The organism is Miniimonas arenae (genome assembly GCF_006351005.1).
Taxonomy (GTDB): domain Bacteria; phylum Actinomycetota; class Actinomycetes; order Actinomycetales; family Beutenbergiaceae; genus Miniimonas; species Miniimonas arenae.
The window spans coordinates 1-1449 of record NZ_VENP01000128.1 but is presented as its reverse complement, the minus strand read 5'-3'; the positions used below and the strand labels follow the sequence as shown (position 1 = coordinate 1449).

Here is a 1449-nt window from a genome sequence, read left to right as displayed (position 1 = left end):
TGGCCCTGTCCCGTAGCTCGGTGGAGACGGCGAATGAGATCTGCGCACGCCCGGCGTCGGCCCTCTTGCCGCTTCGGTCAGCCGTCACCCGTGAAGCCTGCGGTAAGGGTGGCGGGGAGTCGATGGTGGGCGTCGCCGTCAGGCCTTCCGTCTGCTCAGGACTCGCCGGCATTGGTTCGGGTCGATTCTTCCGCACCAGGTGTGAGGCGCCCGCTTTACGTCGGGTCGTCAGGCCCGCGACGGTGCGGTCCGGTGGGGTCGTGCTCATGCGGTGACCTCCTCGGGCTCCTGGGTGGCCTCGCGTGTGGTGAGTCGGGCGACGATCTCGCTCGTGAGGGCGTGCAGGTCGTCTGCCACGGTGGCAGCGGTGCGGCTGGTTCGCTCCCCCGCCTCAGCTTCTCCGCGCAGGATCTTCCAGAACTCCGGCTCGGCGCGTCCGGTCTCGTCGAGCTCGTGCACCAGGAGGCCTCGCTGGCGTACCTGCTGCGCCACGGCGATGGAGTGCCGGATCGACGCGGTGAACACGACGTCCTCACTGCCGACGGTCTCGGCGATCATCCGTCGCGCGGACTCCTCCACCCGGGTGGCGCTCTTCTCGACGTCGAATAGGGCGACGCCGAGTAGGTCCAGGTCGGGGTTGATGTCCAGTACGCCCTCCAGGCGGTTCGCGATCTCCGTGAGGCCTCGAGCAGTCCCCTCGTCGGCCTTCGCTGGCACAACAGCCCAGCGGGCCGCTGCGATCGCGGCCGTCTGGAGGGACTCGTTGCCCGGGGGGCAGTCCAGCAGGACGAGGTCGTACTCCCCCGCGATCGGTGCCAGGACCCGGGCCAACGCCTCGCGGGGGTCGCCCCGGTTCTTCGACGCCAAGGCTGCGGCGGCGTCGTGCAGGCTCGAACCACCGACGATCACGTCCAGGCCCTCGCGGACGTCGCGCAGGATCGACACGCTGCCCAGACCGAGCAGCGCCGCGGTGAGGCTCCGTCCGGCGTCGTCGCGGTCGGTGTCGGCGAAGCCGAGGTCGAGCCCGAGGTTGCCCTGCGGGTCCACGTCAACCGCCAAGACGCGGTAACCCGACCGTGCCAGCAGTCCGGCGACGTTCGCCACGAGGGTCGTCTTGCCGACCCCACCCTTGCCGTTGATGACTGCGAGCACACGCTCCAGCGCAGCTCGGTCCACATCCGCCATGACTCCTCCTCGACCCCCTCAGATCATTGCTAGCCAAACCGGTTTGACTAGTCGAACCGGTACCACTAGTGCAGCATGTCAAGTATTCACAACTAGTGCAACTAGTCATCGCGGTTTAACTAGTGAAACTAGTCAAACCATCATGACTTGCGAAACCGGTTTGACTAGTCGATGTGTCCCGGCTCGTGCTGGGTGATGGCGACCTGCTCGAGGACGCGTCGCAGGCGGGCCTGCTGGCGTCGGGCTTCGTCCTCGTCGCGTGGG

At 67.6% G+C, this 1449-nt stretch carries 2 protein-coding genes; both read right to left on the bottom strand.

What is annotated here, in order from left to right:
• The coding region (locus FH969_RS15540; protein ID WP_218975337.1) for a hypothetical protein at positions 1-268 on the bottom strand (268 nt) is incomplete at its 3' end.
• Entirely contained in the window at positions 265-1185 is a 921-nt protein-coding gene (locus FH969_RS14900; protein WP_139987987.1) for a ParA family protein, read from the bottom strand. The genes FH969_RS15540 and FH969_RS14900, both read right to left, overlap by 4 nt.
• Positions 1186-1449 lie beyond the last annotated feature (264 nt).